General features: G+C 80.4%; 1 pseudogene. It reads left to right on the top strand.

Annotated elements, in window-relative coordinates:
• Positions 1-782, top strand: a pseudogene (locus GQS09_RS28355) (hypothetical protein); the annotation flags it as partial.

Raw genomic sequence — 782 nt, 5'->3', positions numbered from 1 at the left:
CGCCCGCGCCGCCGAGGAGTCGCTGGCCGCCGAGCGCCGCGCCGCCCTGGCCCTGGCGGCCGACCCCCGGCTCACCGGCCTGCTCGGCCTCGCCCCGGACGATCCGCTCGGCCCGGAACAGCTCGACGCCTCGGCCGAGCGGCTGCGCGAGCTGCTCGACGAGACGGTCGCCGCGGCCGAGCGGCAGCTCTTCGACCTGCGCACCGCCGCCGCCGAGGACGGCCGCATCCTTGCCGCGCTGGGCGACGGCGGCCTGCTGCCGCCCGGCAGGGACGTGCTGGCCACCGTGGAACTCCTCGGCGAGCACGGCATCCCGGCCCTGCCCGGCTGGCGCTATCTGGCCCAGGCGGTCAACCCGGTGGACCACGCCGCGGTGCTCGCCGCCCGCCCCGAACTGGTGGACGGTGTGATCATCACCGACCCCGGCAGCCACGCCCGGGCCCGGCGGGTGCTGACCGAGGCCGCACTGCTGCCGCGCTCCGCGGTCGCCGTGGGCACCGCCGCCGCGCTGCTCGCCCCCACGCCGCCGCCGGGCGCCGCGGACGGTGCCGGCGGGCAGGTCTTCCTGGTTCCCCCCAACCCCGCCATGCACGACGAGGACGCCGCCGACCAGGAGCGCGGCGCACTGCGCGAGCGGGCCGCCGCCCGGGAGGAGGAGATCCGGGCCCTGTCCGCCCGGCTCTCCGGGGACCGCACCCTGGCCGCCCGGCTGGCCTCCTGGCGCACCGGCTGCCCGCCCGGCCGGCTGGCCGAGCTGACCGCCGCCGCCGAGGCCGGCCGGG

This window comes from Streptomyces sp. YIM 98790 (genome assembly GCF_011421595.1).
In the GTDB taxonomy this organism is placed as follows: Bacteria; Actinomycetota; Actinomycetes; order Streptomycetales; family Streptomycetaceae; genus Streptomyces.
The sequence above is the reverse complement of the archived record's forward strand: the minus strand, read 5'-3'. Positions and strand labels throughout refer to the sequence as shown.